17 protein-coding genes are annotated in these 16,331 nt (G+C 52.6%); 10 read left to right on the top strand and 7 right to left on the bottom strand.

Annotation, left to right across the window (positions count from 1 at the left end; translation table 11 throughout):
- Window positions 1-162, bottom strand: a complete 162-nt coding sequence (locus AC3G2T_RS08875; RefSeq protein ID WP_474680108.1) for a mechanosensitive ion channel protein MscL — start codon at window positions 160-162, stop codon at window positions 1-3.
- Window positions 163-510: 348 nt separating this feature from the next.
- Between AC3G2T_RS08875 and sda the strand changes: the two genes are divergently transcribed.
- Window positions 511-666 carry a sporulation histidine kinase inhibitor Sda gene (gene sda, locus AC3G2T_RS08870; RefSeq protein ID WP_474680109.1) on the top strand — a complete coding sequence of 52 codons (156 nt, stop codon included), beginning with the start codon at window positions 511-513 and terminating at the stop codon, window positions 664-666.
- A gap of 24 nt (window positions 667-690) precedes the next feature.
- Here sda and AC3G2T_RS08865 read toward each other — a convergent pair whose 3' ends face one another.
- Window positions 691-933: a hypothetical protein gene (locus AC3G2T_RS08865; RefSeq protein WP_488435202.1), complete on the bottom strand. Its 243-nt coding sequence runs from the start codon at window positions 931-933 to the stop codon at window positions 691-693.
- A 62-nt stretch (window positions 934-995) separates the two neighbouring features.
- On the bottom strand, window positions 996-1,997 hold the full coding sequence (locus tag AC3G2T_RS08860; protein ID WP_488435201.1) for an NAD(P)/FAD-dependent oxidoreductase: 1,002 nt from the start codon (window positions 1,995-1,997) through the stop codon (window positions 996-998).
- Between the two features lie 398 nt (window positions 1,998-2,395).
- Here AC3G2T_RS08860 and AC3G2T_RS08855 point away from each other — a divergent pair, with 398 nt between their 5' ends.
- Together AC3G2T_RS08855 and AC3G2T_RS08850 are read left to right on the top strand one after the other, a co-directional pair.
- Complete coding sequence (locus tag AC3G2T_RS08855) at window positions 2,396-3,586, top strand: NAD(P)/FAD-dependent oxidoreductase (protein WP_474680112.1); 1,191 nt, start codon at window positions 2,396-2,398, stop codon at window positions 3,584-3,586.
- Window positions 3,587-3,619: 33 nt separating this feature from the next.
- On the top strand, window positions 3,620-3,904 hold the full coding sequence (locus AC3G2T_RS08850; RefSeq protein WP_474680113.1) for a hypothetical protein: 285 nt from the start codon (window positions 3,620-3,622) through the stop codon (window positions 3,902-3,904).
- Window positions 3,905-3,984: 80 nt separating this feature from the next.
- On the opposite strand, the gene hemQ is transcribed toward AC3G2T_RS08850, so the two are convergent.
- Window positions 3,985-4,731, bottom strand: coding sequence for a hydrogen peroxide-dependent heme synthase (hemQ, locus tag AC3G2T_RS08845; protein ID WP_474680114.1), 747 nt, complete (start codon window positions 4,729-4,731; stop codon window positions 3,985-3,987).
- A 166-nt stretch (window positions 4,732-4,897) separates the two neighbouring features.
- Between hemQ and AC3G2T_RS08840 the strand changes: the two genes are divergently transcribed.
- From AC3G2T_RS08840 to dnaI, 4 genes are all read left to right on the top strand, one after another.
- Complete coding sequence (locus AC3G2T_RS08840) at window positions 4,898-5,182, top strand: YuiB family protein (protein ID WP_474680115.1); 285 nt, start codon at window positions 4,898-4,900, stop codon at window positions 5,180-5,182.
- A 53-nt stretch (window positions 5,183-5,235) separates the two neighbouring features.
- Complete coding sequence (locus tag AC3G2T_RS08835; protein WP_488435200.1) at window positions 5,236-6,111, top strand: alpha/beta fold hydrolase; 876 nt, start codon at window positions 5,236-5,238, stop codon at window positions 6,109-6,111.
- A gap of 168 nt (window positions 6,112-6,279) precedes the next feature.
- Window positions 6,280-7,797 (top strand): replication initiation and membrane attachment family protein, encoded by a 1,518-nt coding sequence (locus AC3G2T_RS08830; RefSeq protein ID WP_488435199.1) that lies wholly within the window; start codon window positions 6,280-6,282, stop codon window positions 7,795-7,797.
- Window positions 7,798-7,829: 32 nt separating this feature from the next.
- Window positions 7,830-8,783, top strand: coding sequence for a primosomal protein DnaI (dnaI, locus tag AC3G2T_RS08825; RefSeq protein WP_474680118.1), 954 nt, complete (start codon window positions 7,830-7,832; stop codon window positions 8,781-8,783).
- Between the two features lie 77 nt (window positions 8,784-8,860).
- Here dnaI and AC3G2T_RS08820 read toward each other — a convergent pair whose 3' ends face one another.
- Window positions 8,861-9,865: a protoglobin domain-containing protein gene (locus tag AC3G2T_RS08820; RefSeq protein WP_488435198.1), complete on the bottom strand. Its 1,005-nt coding sequence runs from the start codon at window positions 9,863-9,865 to the stop codon at window positions 8,861-8,863.
- A 172-nt stretch (window positions 9,866-10,037) separates the two neighbouring features.
- Entirely contained in the window at window positions 10,038-10,184 is a 147-nt protein-coding gene (locus AC3G2T_RS08815; RefSeq protein WP_474680120.1) for a YqzM family protein, read from the bottom strand.
- A gap of 202 nt (window positions 10,185-10,386) precedes the next feature.
- Here AC3G2T_RS08815 and AC3G2T_RS08810 point away from each other — a divergent pair, with 202 nt between their 5' ends.
- The 3 genes from AC3G2T_RS08810 to uvrC all read left to right on the top strand — a co-directional run bounded on the left by AC3G2T_RS08810 (window position 10,387) and on the right by uvrC (window position 13,610).
- A complete protein-coding gene (locus AC3G2T_RS08810) occupies window positions 10,387-10,776 on the top strand; it encodes a MerR family transcriptional regulator (protein ID WP_474680121.1) in 390 nt (129 codons plus the stop codon).
- Window positions 10,777-10,913: 137 nt separating this feature from the next.
- Window positions 10,914-11,228 (top strand): thioredoxin, encoded by a 315-nt coding sequence (trxA, locus tag AC3G2T_RS08805; RefSeq protein WP_474680122.1) that lies wholly within the window; start codon window positions 10,914-10,916, stop codon window positions 11,226-11,228.
- Window positions 11,229-11,531: 303 nt separating this feature from the next.
- Window positions 11,532-13,610, top strand: a complete 2,079-nt coding sequence (gene uvrC, locus AC3G2T_RS08800; protein WP_488435197.1) for an excinuclease ABC subunit UvrC — start codon at window positions 11,532-11,534, stop codon at window positions 13,608-13,610.
- A 1,085-nt stretch (window positions 13,611-14,695) separates the two neighbouring features.
- Here uvrC and AC3G2T_RS08795 read toward each other — a convergent pair.
- The gene (locus AC3G2T_RS08795) at window positions 14,696-16,291 is read right to left on the bottom strand and encodes a CPBP family intramembrane glutamic endopeptidase (RefSeq protein WP_488435196.1); all 1,596 of its coding nucleotides are present in this window, start codon (window positions 16,289-16,291) and stop codon (window positions 14,696-14,698) included.
- Window positions 16,292-16,331 lie beyond the last annotated feature (40 nt).

Here is a 16,331-nt window from a genome sequence, read left to right as displayed (position 1 = left end):
CTAATACACCATGCGGCCTTTAATTTTTACGTTTTCGCCGTATTTGGCTCTCATCAGTTTGCTTTGCTCCAGCATGTATGCGTAAATTTCTTTCAGACGGCTTTTGCGAGGTTTGATAGTTTCCTTGATTTCCCCATTCAGTACGATATCGTACACGATCATTGCTCATTCACTCCTTTCCTGGAAAATTACCTTATGGACTTATTGTATGCGGACAATATTAAATGACGATTAAATTAATTTTTCAAATTTGTGAACAAGATTACGGTTTTGTTAATTCTATGTTGATTGGTTCCTGTAGAACTGATCATTTTTTTTTATCGGATGAGCGAATCCACCGGCTGTGAATAACTTTATTCACATTATCCCCTTTGCCAGCAGACAGTTTATGACACCTATCAACATGTTACCCACAGGTTATTCACAATCTTCTGTGGATAACGGAACGCTTGTTCTAATGTTAAGCCCATGATAATATAATTACAAATTCTAGGAATAAAGGTGATTGCGGTGAGATTAATTAGTGATGAAACGTTGATCGACTCTTACTACAAGGCACTGGATTTAAAATTGGAAGCGGATTTCGTAGACTTGCTCTTTGCGGAAATCAAGAGGCGCAACTTGAAGCTGGATATATACTTGAAGGATGAGGCTCCGCTGAACTGAGCTTCTTTTTTTTCGGGCTGCGTTCTATGCATGGATTTCCACAGTAAAGCTGCGGCCGCATTCGGGGCAGTTGACCAGATGAACGCATCCCTCTTCACCTGTACCGCTAAAACCGTCCGTCATCGACAGATCGTCGATTTCGCGGTACGGAGAATAAGGACCCAAATAATCGAGCCATCTTCCGTAATCCTGAACCTGGCTGCGGCATTCGGGGCACTCGGCGCTCAGCGCCTGCATACCGTTGCAAATCGGGCATACATATGACAACGGGGTATTCCTCCTAATCAGGTGATTAGGCATAGAATACCCCGTTTTATAAATATTAACGATTAAAATTTCAAGCTGCTGCTGTGGCCCGGTGACAGTTTGGCTGTCGGATCGATGTATACTTTGGCGTTGTTGATAGCCGTAGGCGCTTCGCCGAAGCCGACAGCGATCAATTTCAGCTTGCCCGGATAAGTAGTGATGTCTCCCGCTGCGAAAATGCCGGGTATGCTCGTTTCCATTCTGGAATCAACGACGATTGAGCCGCCGTCGATGTTAAGTCCCCACTCGGCGATCGGACCCAGCGAGGATACGAATCCGAAGTTAACGATAACGGCGTTCGCGTCGACGACGGTTTCTTCACCGGATTTGATATTTTTCAAAGTAACCTGTTCGATGGCGCCGCTGCCGTGAAGTTTGGTGATTTCCGCAGGCGTAACAATGTTTACTTTGGATTTCATCAAGTTTTCAACGCTGTGCTCATGCGCACGGAAATTGTCTCTGCGGTGGATCAGCGTTACTTTTTCGGCGATCGGCTCAAGCATCAGCGCCCAGTCAACGGCCGAATCACCGCCGCCGCTGATCAACACTTTTTGGCCGGCGAATTTGTTCAAGTCACTGACGAAGTAATGCAGGTTTTTCTTTTCGTATTGAGGAGCTTCGGGAAGCTCGAGACGGCGAGGCTCGAATGCGCCGACGCCGCCGGTAAGAATGATAGCGCGGCTGTAATGCACGCCTTTATCGGTACAAACTTCGAAAAGACGCTCCTCCTTTTTGCTCACTTGATGCACTTTCTCTTCGAGCCGGACATCGATCGGGAAATGCTTCATTTGCGCCTGGAGATTGTTCACCAGCTCTTGGGCGGTTACTTTCGGGAACCCGGCGACATCGTAGATGTATTTTTCCGGGTAAAGAGCGGCAAGCTGCCCGCCGAGCTGCGGCATGCTTTCGATAACTCTTACGGATGCCTGGCGCATCCCCGCATAAAATGAAGCGAACATGCCGGCAGGCCCTCCGCCTATGACAATAATGTCGACCAAATCTTGGTTCGTTTCTCTCTCAGTCATGTGTTCCACCCTCCGATTACATTCCTTTAGATGCGGTTTCTGCACAATGTTAGTTTATTATAGACATCTCCACTATAGAAGGAACCAGAAAATTGTGATTTCTTTATGTAAAACGCTTATGTATATGATAAATTCTACTTACATTGTCAAGACAAGCATTATTCGCCTATATGCCCTATTTTCGGGTAAAATAAGGCTTGATATTTGACCGCGAACTATTATATCATTACCTGAGAATGGGTTTATGCATGTTGTGATCAATCTCATGGCTGTTTCATCATATTTAGCTGTGAAGAAGTGCAAACTATAGGTTGTATACTACATTTGAAGCCATTTGTGTAATATTTCACAATATAGAGAAAACCTTTAACAAAATCGGACATGGAAGTGAGAGAAACATGAGTCGCATACCAAGAATCGTTATTTTAGGAGCAGGTTATGGCGGTATTTTGACGGCTATTCGTTTGCAAAAGGAATTGAACTATAACGAAGCTGACGTGACATTAGTCAATAAGCATGATTATCATTATATTACTACCCACCTTCATATGCCCGCTGCAGGGACTGACAATCCTGAAAATGCACGCGTGAACATTTTGAAGCTCATCGATGAATTTAAAGTGGATTTCGTGAAGTCCACAGTGACCCAAATTCGTCCGCATGAAAAGAAAGTCATCCTTGAAGACGGAACCCTCTCTTACGATTACTTGGTAGTTGGTCTCGGCGGCGAACCTGAAACTTTCGGCATTCCGGGGTTAAAAGATTATGCGATGAACATCCGCAGCATCAACAGCGTCCGGTTTATCCGCGAACATATCGAATATCAGTTTGCCAAATACAAGCGCGAGCCTGACCGCAAAGATTATTTGACTTTCGTAGTCGGCGGCGCGGGTTTTACGGGCATCGAGTTCATTGGCGAGCTGGCCGACCGCGTACCGGAACTTTGCAAAGAGTTCGACGTAGATCCGGCGCTTGTGAAAATATACAATATTGAAGCCGCGCCGACCGCGCTGCCGGGCTTTGACCCCGAGTTGGTCGAATACGGCATGAAAGTTTTGGAAAACAAGGGCGTCGTGTTCAAAATCGGCACGGCAATCAAAGAATGTACGCCTGAGGGCGTTCTTATTGCCGGCGACGAGTTCATCAAGTCCGCCACTGTCGTATGGACCGGCGGTATCCGCGGCAACCATATGCTCGACGAAGCCGGATTCGAGACGATGCGCGGCAGAATCAAAGTGGACGAGTACTTGCGTTCTCCGCAGTTTGAGAACATTTATGTCGTCGGGGACTGCTCGATCGTCATGAATGACGAAGGCAGACCGTTCCCGCCTACGGCGCAAATCGCGATGCAGCAGGGCGAAGCTGTTGCGCACAACCTGATCGCTTCGATCCGCGGCTCGCAAATGAAAACTTTCAAATTCTCGAACAAAGGCACCGTAGCCTCCCTGGGCAGAGGACAAGCCATCGGAATCGTCGGTTCCCGCAAGCTCAAAGGCAACATGGCGGCGATTATGAAAAAGATAGTCGATATCCGTTACCTGTATATTATCGGCGGCATCCCGCTCGTTATTCGCAAGGGCCGATTCTAAAATAACAAGTTTGGCGAATCTGGGGGGATAGCCGTGCGGCACTGCAGTGTCCAAGTAAGAGGTCTTCTAACCCGGGATGAATTGGACCGTTACAACGCTTTGATGGATGTAGGCCGTCATTTGGAGTCGGAGAAGCGCTACGACCTTGTAGCTACGATTCAAAAGGAAATCGATATCCTCATTCTTCCGGCGATCGAGCGGCTGAAGGAAAAGAGCCGTCAGCGCGACCGCGACACTGAGGCATATTTGGCCCGCAAAGCGCAGATGGAAGCCGAGCTCGCAGCCGCCCTTCGGGACGATGAAGAGGATGAGAACTAGGCGTCAAAATAAGAAAAAGGAAGCTTCGCTTGTAAAAAGCGTGCTTCCTTTTTTGGCGCGTTCGGGAGCGGAGCTCCGGTTTACAGACGAATGAGTTCGGCAAATTTGTCGGGTGTAAGCAGGTTGCCGACGTAGAATTCGCCAAATTCGCCGTAGCGGGCGCTGACTTCGTCAAAGCGCATTTCATAGACAAGCTTCTTGAATTGCAGCGCATCGTCGGCGAACAGCGTAACGCCCCATTCCCAATCGTCGAGGCCTACGGAGCCTGTGATGATTTGCTTCACTTTACCGGCGTATGTGCGGCCGATCATGCCGTGGGAGCGCATCATCGTTCTGCGCTCGTCGGCGCTGAGCATGTACCAGTTGTCGCCGCCGTCGCGGCGCTTGTTCATCGGATAGAAGCAAATATGCTTCGCTTTGGGCAGTGTCGGCTTCAATCTGGCGGCCAGCTCCGGATCTTCCAGCGGATCGACGCCCGGTTTGGCCAGGTAGCTGCTTAATTCCACAATCGATACGTAGGAATAAACGGGAATCGTGAACGCGGCAAAAGCCGATTTGTTAAACTCATTTTCCAGTTCGTTCAGTTCTTCCAACGTTTCACGCAGCTGCATAAAGACGAAATCGGCTTTTTGCCCGACGATGCTATATACGGCAGTGCTGCCTAATTTGTCATTTTCTACCTGCTGCCATTTGGACAGAAACGAATTCAGCTCGTCCGCAGCGAACTTGCGCTCTTCCGAAGAAGCGGCTTTCCATGCGTTCCAGTCGATCAGACGGAAATCATGCAGCGCATACCAGCCTTCAAGCGTTTGTACAGCTTCACTCATGAGTAATGAACCTCCTCGATCACGGCTTTTTGTCCCCTACATTGTATCCAATCCTTGGAGAAAGGGCAAATGAACAAAGGGTGACGATGGAAAAATTGTATCCGCATGCACTTTACCTGCGCTTGTCCGTAGATTAAAATATAAAGGAAAAAGGGGGTAGATTTCGTTGCTGCAAATGATCGTAGCCGCAGTCCTGATGCTCGTGCTGTTTTTCGGACTTGGCTTTATTTTGAATATGCTGATGAAAACAACATGGTTTCCGCTTTACGCTTACATAGCCCTGATCATCGGGGTCATCGTTTACGGTACGATGGGTACAGCTTCGTTTTTGTCCGACAATACGGGGTTTACGGTCGTGGATTCCGTGCCGGCTGTCGGCGGCCTTGTCGGGGCGGTATTGAGCGGTTCGGCCATCAAGGCGCTGCGCATCCGAGGATTTAAAATGTTTTAAAATGGGCACTCTATGGTGAAGTAGTCGAACTTGACCATTCGGAGGAGAGAACTTTGCCTTTCGCTCATATTAACGGAACCGTCCTGCATTTTGAAACGACCGGGAACGGGACGCCTGTCGTCTTCATCCACCCTCCGCTGCTGACGCTTGAAACGTTCAATTATCAGAAAGAGCAGCTTTCGGACCGGTTTCGGGTGATTACTTTCGATATTCGGGGGCATGGGGAGAGCAGGCCGTCGGAAAGGTTGCTCACCTATTCGCTCATCGCCCAGGATATCCGGCACCTGCTTGACTTTTTGGGCATCGACAAGGCTTATATATGCGGCTATTCCACCGGCGGTTCTATCGTACTGGAAGCGCTGCTTGCGTATCCGAAGCGATTTTTGGGCGGCATCGTCGTCAGCGGCATGTCCGAGATCAGCGATGCTTTTAACAAAAGCTCGATTTGGACGGCTGTCCAGATGGCTGACCGCGGAGTTCTCCACAAGCTGCTGTCCAGAGTCATTACAGCGGGCAACGCCGATAAGGATGAAACTTTTCGGACATTGTTTCAAACTTCACTTCGCGGCAATCCGAACCAGATCAAGCAATATTTTGAGCTGTCCTTAACCTATAACTGCACGCACCGGCTGGCGTCCATTTCGCATCCGATGCTTCTCATCTTCGGGCAAAACGATATTCGCTTCAACAAGTATTCGTATATGCTGCAAGACAAGCTGCGGAACAGCTCGCTTTATTTTATTAAGGGCGCGAAGCATCAAATTCCGCTCAAAAACGCTCCGCGAATGAACGATTTGATCCGGCTGTGGATTGAGAGCCTGGAGGACCGCGAGACGGAGCGCGGGAAGCTGGACCTGGAAATCGCCAAAAAGCTCAACCCGGCCATGTACGGGCATGATGACAACGAAAGCGGGCTGCCGTTAAGCTGACGGCCCGCGCGAATGAAGCCGGCCTCCGGGGAGGGGGCTTTATTTTTTTGGGTAAAAATCCTTCGGCTCATCCACTCCAAGCGTGTCGTTTTTTGTGGTAGACTGATAGAGTATGGCTGAAAGGCTGACAGATAGATTCGGCCGAAGGCAGGATGGAGCGATTGCGCAATGCAAATGACGAATATGCTGCATTTTACGGAAAATCACCGGTTTTACGTCAACCGTGATTTTTCTTTGAGCAGCCTGGATTATAAAATGCTTACGATGATGTACCAGCCGATGATAGGCGGGTACGCCGTAAGCCTGTACCACGCGCTTTATCAGCAGATCGGCGCGGATCGGGCCGGCTATTCGCCGCTGGAGCAGCAGCGGAAGCTGTTTCTGCTGTTGGAGCTTGAGCAGGGCGAGCGCGGCCGCAAATATTTGATCGAGCAGTCGTCGAAGCTCGAGGCGATCGGGCTGCTGCAAACGACACGCAAGTTTTTGCCGGGGGACGAGGACTATGTGTTTGAATACACCCTGTTTGCTCCTTTGGGGCCGAACGAGTTTTTTCGCAATCAGCATTTAACGCTGCTGCTGCGCGATAAAGTGGGCAAATATATGCTGCTTTCCCTTCGGGAAGAGCTGCTTGCCCCGGAGCCGGAGGAATGCCTGGACGCCAGGGGCGAGAACTTGTCCGTACCGTTCTACGACCTGTTCCGCCTGAACACGCAGGTGATCGACTACGAGCTGGAGCAGGCGCTGTACGAAGCTTCGGCGTCGAAGCACGGCGGCGAGGCGGGAATCGACGTGACGACCAAGGGCTTCCAGTACGCCGACATCATCATGCGCTTTCCACGCGGCGCCAGCAACCGGGTATTTGTCGAAGCGCTGAAGCATAAGCCTGATCAGATGGCCGCTATTAACATCGTAGCGAAAAAGTATAATCTGTCGCTGCAGGAGACGTGCCGGCTGCTGGATGAAGACGGCATGTTCACCGAAGAAGGCGAACTGGAGATGGACAGGCTGCAGTACAACGCGAATTTGTTCTACCGGCAAAGCAAGAAGCGCGGCGAGGAGCGGGAGCGCGCGCTTGCCCGGCCTGCGGAGGGAAGATCCGGCGAAGAGCAGGCCGAGGAAAGGGCCGAAGACAGACCGGTCGAGATGCAGTACTACCTGGAGGTGCCGCAGATGCTTCGCGGCGAGTGCACCGATCACCAGTACAACTATATTTTGCGGAACGAGCCTTATATGGCTGTTCTGCGCATGTTTTTTACGCAAGGTTCGATTCCGGACGGCGTGTTGAACATTTTTGAGAAAATTGACTTGAACTACAAGCTGAAAGAGGAAGTCATCAACGTGCTCATCCACTTCCTGCACATCGACCGGCGCTCCTGGGCCAGATCGTCGATCGAAGCGGTCGCGTCGGACATGCTGGGCAAGCAAATCGCGACGTACGAGCAGGCGGTCGAGTATGTGCGGGAAAAAATCCGCTTCAAGCAAAAAGCGGCTTCAAAGGTGGAGGCGGCCAAGGCGGGCGGCGGCTCTGCGACAAGAGGCCGGCAGGGCAAGCAGCAGAAGCCGCGCATTCCGATTGCGGTGCAGGATGCCGATTCCGCCGCGTCTTCCAGACTTACGGAAGAGGAGCTGGAAGCTGCGCTCAGAAAGGCGCAGAAGCTGGACGAGCGCTTCAACCGCAAAAGTTAGCACGAATACGCTAAAGGGGGGGTGTTGCCTGAATGGAATCCCTGTCTAAAATACTTAAATCGCTGCCCGATTCGGAATGGAGAAGGAATGCGGAAGCCAAAATTCAAGCCGCTATGCAGGACGCTCTGATCGGCAAGTTCCGCCAAAAATATCCGTTTCTCGATGATCATGCGATTAAACTCAATATGAATAAGCTTTACCAGTATGTGACGGAGTACAAAGTTTGCTCGAACTGCCCTGGTCTGGATCGCTGTCCCAACGATATGACCGGCCATTATACGATGCTGACGGCGGAATTGGCAAATGGAACCCCTTTTATTCATGAGGAGAAGGTCGCTTGCAAAAAATTCACCGCCAAGCAGCTGCAGGATGCGATCGGAAGCCGAATCCGGACGTTTCATGTCGATCCCGGCATTCTCAGCCAGAGCTATTCGTTTGAGGATATCCTTCGGACAGATCTGGATCGCGCGAAAGCGGTCATTCAAATCAACAACTATGTGGAACGGACTATAGAAGACGGCTTGCAAAAGAAAGGACTGTTCTTGTCCGGCCCGTTCGGCACGGGAAAGACGTTTCTGATGTGCTACATGCTGTACCAATTGGCTAAAGTGGGGATGACCGGCGCTATCGTCTACATGCCGGACTTCGCGGAAGATTTGAAGGGCATGTTCCAGGAGCCCTACAAACTCAAGGAGACGATCGATCTGCTCAAGGAGACGGATCTGCTCGTATTCGACGATATCGGGGCGGAGAACCTGAATCCGTGGCTCAGAGACCATGTTATCGGCGCGATCCTCAATTACCGGATGAACCGCAAGCCGACTTTCTTCACCTCGAATTACGAGCTGTCCGGGCTGGAGAAGCATTTCAGCTTCACCAACAAGGACGGTGACGAGGAGTACAAAGGGCAGCGGATCATGGACCGGATCCGGCCTTTCGTCGATGTCGTCGCCGTCAACGGCGCGAACAAGCGGGGCTACGCTTAGCGCGGACAATAAAAAGGCCGGAACGCCGACGACGCATTGGATGTCGGTGGTTCCAGCCTTTTTCGCTATGTAAGAGATTAGTCCTTTTTCAGCTGTTCCAGCTCTTCGGTGACATTTTCGATCATTTGCACAAATGAGGTCAGCTCTTCGGCACTGGCCGCTTGCGTCCGGGCGTACAGCGTCGTTTCTTCGGAGCCCTGCTTGACCATCTCCAGCTTATCGGAGATTTGTTTCAGCTTGCTCTGGATCAAATTGAGCGATTCCCTGGAGTGGGAAGCCAGCTTGCGCACTTCGTTGGCGACGACTTCAAAGCCCCGTCCGTGCTCGCCGGACCGCGCGGCTTCGATGGCCGCATTCAGGCCGAGCAGGTGCGTCTGATCGGAGATTTCTTTCATGACCGAGCCCATTTTCTCGATATCTTTGATCTCGAAATGCAGCTCGTCGATGCGCTGATTGGACAGCTCCTGCGATTCGGCCGTCTGGATCGCGGTATCGGCGACGGATTGGCTGCTGCCGTTCAACTGGACCATCATGGAGGCGAGATCCTGCACGGCTCTGCTGATCGTCGTCAGCATCAGTTTTTGCTCGTCGGCGAGATTTTGCACCTTCGCTTTTTCGTCCTGTTCATAGGCTTCGAGCACCAATTGGGAATCGAGGTTGAACATTTTGCTCAGCGAGTTGATGACATGGGTCCAATTGTCCGGCAGAACGGCGGCAAAGTGCCGGGAAGCCAGGTTCGTATATTTGAGATAAGTGCCCAAATACCAGGCGGTAGTCAGCCCGATGCGCGAATGCACTCTCCCGATGTGCAGCCGCTTTTCGATAAACGAATCGTCGATCGTGCCGGCCGCCATGGACATAAAGTACCAGCGCTGGGTTTCCTTCAGGCGCTCGATGCTGCTGTGCTTTTCGATAAGCGCTTTCAACTCCGGCCATTTGATAATATCTTCATATAATTGATCGACCAGTTCATCCACGACTTGTTTGAAAGCGTTCTCGTTGCTTTTGAGCAGGGCTAGATCTTCCTCTGTTAAACCGATAAAGTCCAGCATTTGCTGCCGCGCTTGATTAACTCGAATCATCTGTTCTCTTAGCTCCTTTGCATGCAGAACGGCAGATAAGGCGCTTCCTGCGAATAAGAAAACAGAACCGCTTCGCCAGAGGCCGGGAAACGGTTCTGTTGTTCCGATCGTACTAATCTAGAAGTCTGTCCGAAACTGCCTATACCTTCTACTGAGTTCGTCGGACAGATTCTTAGACTCGCGCAACTTGGATGATCGTTGCAATAACCGCCACCAAGAGCAGAACTCCAAAAAAAACGCCGAAGCCCATGCCAACGTCCATAAAGTCGTTGCGCGGTTCTTCGTAGACGTGAAGCTCAGGATGTTTAGGATCGCTCATATTCGTACCCCCTGCCGTCCATCATTAGCATGATTGTAAGCCTAGTATACCCAAACTTTTAGAAAGTTGTAAAGCATTTCGTCATGATAAAAGTGGAAAGTGTCCGATTTTTTTTGAAAATAAGAAAAAAATGCTTGACTATAACATTAGTGTTATGGTTTACAATAAGTTTAACCTTACTTGATCAAGAAGGAAAAGAAATGTGGTGAACGCCATGCGGATCAGCGAGCTTTCCAAGCTTACCGGTGCCAGCATACGCTCCTTGCGTTACTACGAGCAAAAGGGTTTGATCGCTACGGAACGCGAAGAGAACGGGTACCGGGTGTTCAATCAAATGGCTGTAGAGCGCGTCAAGACCATTCAGTTTTATTTGAGCCTGGGCTTTTCCACCGAGCAAATCGAAAGTTTTCTGAACTGCGTTATGAAGCACCCGGAGTCGCATTGCGACGATCTGCTGCCGCTTTATACGGATAAGCTCAGAGAAATTGAAGGGCAGATGGAAATGCTGATGCTGCTGCAGGCAAATCTGAAGGATCGGATCGCATACTTGGAGCGGCAGAAGCAGGAACGTGAAAAGGCGGCGACGACTTGACCGGTCATGCCGGATGTCGATTTGCGCTATCGCGGGTTCGGTTGAAATGGCCGGGCACTGTGGTATACTTTACATGTTGACGCTCAGTAGAAACCTACTTGATGCTATAAATTCATTTTCATGAAGGAGGATTTAACATGGCAATTGTGAATGTATCCGACCAAAGCTTTAAAGCTGAAGTTGAAAGCGAAGGAACTGTCCTTGTAGACTTTTGGGCACCTTGGTGCGGGCCTTGCAAAATGATCGCGCCTGTCCTGGAAGAACTCGATAAAGAGGTTGAATCTTTGAAAATCGCCAAAGTAAACGTCGACGACAATCCGGAATCCGCTGCGCGCTTCGGCGTGATGAGCATTCCGACGCTGATCGTATTCAAAGACGGCCAGCCGGTCGACAAAGTCGTGGGCTTCCAATCCAAAGACGCGCTGAAAAACGTAGTAAGCCGTCATCAATAATAGGCTCCACCGCACAAAATTCGTGAGAAAAAGCTCTTTTTCTGCTATGCTGAGAAAGAGCTTTTTTGCATGAGCACGGCCCGGTCCGGCCGAATGAGCGGCGGGTAGGGAGTTCCGCCGCCGTCGGGGCGACGGGTGGGAAAGTACCCGCCGTTGTTTGGGCGACGGGTAGGTGAGTACCCTCCGCCTTTTAGGCGACGGATGGGGAGTTCCGCCGGCGCTCGGGCGACGGGCAGGGAAGTACCTGCTGCCGCTGGGCGATGGGCATTTTGGGGAGATCGTAAGAAGGGGGAACTGTCTGCAATGGAATACGAGGACCGGGAAGCCCGGGAACAAAGCCAGGAAGCGATCCGCAACAAGCTGGCGCTGCTGCCGGACAAACCCGGCTGTTATTTGATGAAAAACCGCGAAGGAACGATCATTTACGTAGGCAAAGCCAAAGTTCTGAAAAATCGCGTGCGCTCCTATTTTACGGGCAGCCACGGCGCCAAGACGCAGCGGCTGGTCAGCGAGATTCGCGATTTTGAATATATTGTCACGTCCAGCAATATGGAAGCGTTGATTCTCGAATGCAACCTGATCAAGCAGCACCATCCGCGCTACAACGTGCTTTTGAAGGACGACAAGACGTTCCCGTATATCAAAATCACGCACGAACAGCAGCCGCGTCTGGAGGTCACGCGGCGGGTGATTAAAGATAAGGGCAAATACTTCGGCCCTTATCCGAACGCTTTTGCCGCCCAGCAGACGAAGAAGCTGCTGGACCGGCTGTATCCGCTGCGCAAGTGCAGGACCCTGCCCGATAAAGTATGCCTATACTATCATATCGGGCAGTGTCTGGCGCCTTGCGAATATGAAGTATCCGCGGAGACGAACGAGCGGATGGTGCAGGAGATCACCCGTTTCCTCAACGGAGGACACGTGGAGATCAAGGAAGAGCTGACGGCCAAAATGCACGCCGCAGCGGAGGAATTGAACTTTGAGCGCGCGAAGGAGCTGCGCGATCATATTTTGAACATCGACGCGGTCATGGAGAAGCAGAAGATCACGACGAATGATGCGGTCGACCGCGACATTTTCGGCTATGCCGTGGACAAAGGCTGGATGGCTGTACATATCCAGTACATGCGCCAGGGCAAGATGATCGAGCGCCACGTTTCGCTGTTCCCTTACTATGGTGACGAGTACGGCGACTTCATCACCTATGTGACACAGGTGTACAGCGACAATCCGGCGCTGCCGAAGGAGATTTTCCTGCCCGGCGTGCCGGAAGCGGGGGCGTCGGCGCAGCCTGGGGCAGCGGCTGCCTCGCAGGCCGGAGGCGTAGCGGAAACCGGGAGCGCTATACGGGTGGAAGGAGCTGCTGAAGCTGCAAACACTATCCAGGTCGAGGGAGCTGGGGAAGTTGGGGGTGCCGCGCAGGTTGAAGCTGTAGCAGATGCCGGGAACGCTATACAGGCAGAAGGAGTTGCGGAAGCTGGTGGTGGCGCTGCCCAGGCTGAAGCCGAGGAGAAGGACGTGCGGGAAGCGCTGGAGTCGTGGCTGAAGGTGAAGGTTCATTTTCCGCAGCGCGGGTTGAAAAAGCAGATGGTCGATATGGCGAAGGATAACGCCCGCATGGCGCTGGAAGAGAAGTTCAGGCTGCTTGAGCGCGATGAAAGCCGTTCCGTCAAAGCGGTGCAAAATCTGGGCGAATGGCTGGGAACGGGTGCGATTCACCGCATCGAGGCGTTCGATAACTCGAACATTCAAGGGACGAATCCGGTCTCGGCCATGGTCGTGTTCATCAACGGCAAGCCGGATCGCAAAGAGTACCGCAAATACAAGGTGAAAACCGTTCAGGGGCCGGACGATTACGAAACGATGCGCGAGGTGATCCGCCGCCGCTACGAGCGGGTGCTCAAGGAAAATTTGACGATGCCCGATTTGATCGTCGTGGACGGAGGCAAAGGGCAAATCTCCGCTGCGGTCGATGTGCTGGAGAACGAATTGGGGCTGTACATCCCGATTTGCGGCCTGGTGAAAGACGCCAAGCACAAAACCGCGCAGCTGATGATGGGCGACCCGGCGGAAGTAATTCCTCTGCAGCGGGACAGCCAGGAGTTTTATTTGCTGCAGCGCATCCAGGACGAAGTGCACCGCTTCGCGATCACGTTTCACCGCGAGACGAGGGCGAAGTCGATGGTCGTCTCCCAGCTTGACGCGATACCGGGCATCGGCGAGAAGCGGCGGAAGGCGCTGCTCAAGCATTTTGGCTCGGTACGCAAAATAAAAGAGGCCAAAGTCGAAGACTTCAAGCCTCTGGGTATCGGTGAAAAGCTGGCAAACGAAATTATGAAAGCTTTGCAAGGCGAAAATGAGGCGGCGGCTCCCCAGGAGTAAGGGGGCCCCGCTTTTTTGTCGGTTTACGTGAAAGGTGTGCACCTCGCGCAGCTCCTATCGGGGGCTGCGCTGCATGACGGCGGAAAAGTGTTGTCCGGAGCCTGCCGAAAACCTGCGCAAACTCCTATAACGTTGTGGACGCCGGTACCAAGTTTCCTGCGTTCTATTTTCGTGTAAAATGGGAGGTTTTTTCAATGGAATTGGCCTATTTGGCGGAAAAGCCTGCGATTGTGCAGGAATTCCTGTCTAGTATGGCCTGAGCCCAGGGTTTGAGCGGAACAACCTGCAGATTTGCTGGCTCCTGAGAAGCCCACACGCCAGACCCGGTCCATCATCTGCCTAGTTGCGCGAAAAAACCTGCAAAAGTACAGTTTTTGCACGGTTGATCCGCTGTCCACGAAAAATTCCTGCAAATGTGCAGGCTTTTCGCAGCGAACATGGGCTCAGACCTAATTTCATCGAAAATTCCTGCACAATTGCAGGCTTTTCGCGAAAATGAACCATTTTTAAGGAAAAAACCTGCACTTTTGCAGGTTTTTGTCTGTCAAGCTGCCATGTGCCCCATCCCGTGTAGGAGAGGCGTGACTTAGGGTAGAGCGGCTGCGCCCATTGGTTCCTCTACCCCGTCATTTTATCTTCAATTTGATTATTGCAGTATATCAGCACCACGGGCTGCCCAACGAGCGCGGACCCTAGTGGGCGTTCGAAGGCTCTCAGCGCCGCGAGTGCCCAGCGAGCGTTCGGAGTTTATCAGCGCCACGGGCTGCCCAACGAGCGCAGACCCTAGTGGGCTTTCGAAGGCTCTCAGCGCCGCGAGTGCCCAGCGAGCGTTCGGAGGTTATCAGCACCACGGGCTGCCCAACGAGCGCGGACCCTAGTGGGCGTTCGAAGGCTCTCAGCGCCGCGAGTGCCCAGCGAGCGTTCGAAGGTTATCAGCGCCACGGGCTGCCTAACGAGCGCAGACCCTAGTGGCCGTTCGGAGGCGCGCCGCGCGCAGCCCGACGAACGCTGACCCTGGCGAGCGTCCGCAGGCTCTCAGCGCCGCACGGGGGCTATCCCCGCGCACCGCCAGCCATGCGCTGGCTCTACCCCGGGCTTGGCGCGAGGCGCCGCCGGTGCCACCATGCCAGCAGCAGCGCGGCGAGGGCCGGCAGCAGGATGTAGAAGATACCTGCGGCAGCATCGCCCGCCTGGTCCAGCGAGAACAGCGACAGACCCATCAGGATGCTGTCCATGCAGGCATGGGCGAATACGGCAGTGATGAAGCCGTATTTTAGGAACACATAGCCGAGAATGATGCCGATGACGGTTACCTCGATCAGGCGGGTATACACCGGATAGATCGGGTATTGCGTATGGCTCGCGGCCCAAATGATGCTCGGCAGCAGAACGGCGATGAAGTTCGAGCGGAACAGCTTTTTGAACAGCAGGATGCCGAGCAGCCGGTAAGCGGCTTCTTCCGATATTGCGGCGGCCCACGCCATCAGCGGAAACAATTTGGGCTCCAGCATATTCAATACGGAATCCCCCGGATCGTTCACGGCCCATACGTCGAAGCGGACCTCGCCCGCATAGAACAGAACTTGCTGGACCCCAAGGATGAACAGGGCGAGCAAATAGCCCCGGCCCATTCCGTGAAACACTTCCGATCCGAAGCGCGATTCCCGCCAAGCCGGCCAAGGCTTCCACCCGTTCGACTCCCACCACCGGCTGCCGGAAGCAAGCGAGATGTAGACCGATAGACCGAGCAGCAGCGTGACGACGTTCATGAACAGCGAGCCGGCCAATGTGGCGGTTCCGTTGTCTGCGATATCGCCGGACATCGTTTTGAAAGCCGGATACATATTGATGTTGTTGGCGATGTAAATCGTCGTAAAAATAACAGTGAGCAGCAGGCCCTTGCGAAAATCCATCTGCTTGCGGTGCCTGATGGCATATACGATGGCCGCAACGGACATCAGGAACGTAAAGCCCATGCTGATCCAGGTCATGAACGAGGCGGATTGATCCTGCGAGTCAAGCCATGTCTGATGGTCCTCTGGGATGCTGAATTGCACGGCATAGCCGACCAAAGCGTTATCGTCAAAATCGATCCGCAAGCGCAGCTTGGAACCGCCGATGGCTTCCGCTTTCTTTTCGTAAACGTACGTGTTCGCGCCGGCCTCTTTCTTCGGCTCCAGGGCGAGACTGAAATCGTCGGGATTAAAGCCCTGCCGGCTCATCTCCTCCTTGGCCAGCTGGTCCGCTTTTTGCCTGCCGATCGCTGCGGCGGTACCGGTGAGCGTCTCGCGCCAGCCGACGATTTGCAAGCTTTTGTAGTTGACGTCAACTTCGAATTTGCGCTTGCTGCCGGGATCGACGGCGCTGACCTGATAGAAATCGAGCGGGAAGCGGTCCCCGTATTTCAGCTCATACTCGTGCAAAAGGTGTTCTTTCTGCAAGTATCCGCTTCTCGACTTTTCGGACTGGTATACGACGAAAGTACGCGGCTGGCCGATGCCGTAGCGGCTTTGCAAAAACTGCCCGGCCGCGTCGGCCGCCTGCTGCTTCGTAACGGCCGGACTTTCCGCCGGGGCCGCTTCTTCCGTTTGATATCCCGCAAGCATATTGACCCCCATATACAAGGCCACGCCGATGCACGCGAGGATCAGCAAAGTTCGGTTCAATTTCATTCGCATCATGGGATAAAATATCTCCTTGGATAATGTTGGTTCGCAAATA

This window comes from Paenibacillus sp. sgz302191 (assembly GCF_057749925.1).
This window is presented reverse-complemented; position numbering and strand designations above follow the sequence as displayed.

Bases quoted from the DNA above. Each gene is read 5' to 3' on its own strand.
- trxA (WP_474680122.1), top strand. From the start codon at position 10,914: ATGGCAATTGTGAATGTATCCGACCAAAGCTTTAAAGCTGAAGTTGAA.
- AC3G2T_RS08830 (WP_488435199.1), top strand. From the start codon at position 6,280: ATGCAAATGACGAATATGCTGCATTTTACGGAAAATCACCGGTTTTAC.
- dnaI (WP_474680118.1), top strand. From the start codon at position 7,830: ATGGAATCCCTGTCTAAAATACTTAAATCGCTGCCCGATTCGGAATGG.
- AC3G2T_RS08875 (WP_474680108.1), bottom strand. From the start codon at position 162: ATGATCGTGTACGATATCGTACTGAATGGGGAAATCAAGGAAACTATC.
- AC3G2T_RS08855 (WP_474680112.1), top strand. From the start codon at position 2,396: ATGAGTCGCATACCAAGAATCGTTATTTTAGGAGCAGGTTATGGCGGT.
- hemQ (WP_474680114.1), bottom strand. From the start codon at position 4,731: ATGAGTGAAGCTGTACAAACGCTTGAAGGCTGGTATGCGCTGCATGAT.
- AC3G2T_RS08820 (WP_488435198.1), bottom strand. From the start codon at position 9,865: ATGATTCGAGTTAATCAAGCGCGGCAGCAAATGCTGGACTTTATCGGT.
- AC3G2T_RS08815 (WP_474680120.1), bottom strand. From the start codon at position 10,184: ATGAGCGATCCTAAACATCCTGAGCTTCACGTCTACGAAGAACCGCGC.
- AC3G2T_RS08795 (WP_488435196.1), bottom strand. From the start codon at position 16,291: ATGATGCGAATGAAATTGAACCGAACTTTGCTGATCCTCGCGTGCATC.
- AC3G2T_RS08860 (WP_488435201.1), bottom strand. From the start codon at position 1,997: ATGACTGAGAGAGAAACGAACCAAGATTTGGTCGACATTATTGTCATA.
- uvrC (WP_488435197.1), top strand. From the start codon at position 11,532: ATGGAATACGAGGACCGGGAAGCCCGGGAACAAAGCCAGGAAGCGATC.